Raw genomic sequence first — 287 nt, forward strand, 5'->3', positions numbered from 1 at the left:
CGAGTGGTGCCGGCACCGAATCCCTATCCTTTAGACTAGCCAGCTTGGGGAGCGCCGTCAGACCGCCAGACCGGAAGAGGAGGCTTCGCGCCAATTTGTGCCAAGAATGTTGGACCGTGCGGAACCGCTGGGGCGGCGCTCAACTCTGGCGCAGGATGAAGCGTCGATTGGGTGAATGAAAAGGGCGCGCGTTCACGGGTAAAGTGAGGTAAATCGCTGGATGTCTGCCGGATCAACGTCAACCGGTTCCATCGCCACCATCCACTCGACGTTTTCGGCGCACGGCG

The 287-nt window shown here is 60.6% G+C and carries 1 pseudogene; it reads right to left on the reverse strand.

Annotation, left to right across the window (positions count from 1 at the left end):
* Positions 1-139: 139 nt before the first annotated feature.
* Positions 140-287, reverse strand: a pseudogene (locus EN859_RS40155) (carbonate dehydratase); the annotation flags it as partial.

It is taken from the genome of Mesorhizobium sp. M00.F.Ca.ET.216.01.1.1 (genome assembly GCF_004010325.2).
Lineage (GTDB): Bacteria > Pseudomonadota > Alphaproteobacteria > Rhizobiales > Rhizobiaceae > Mesorhizobium.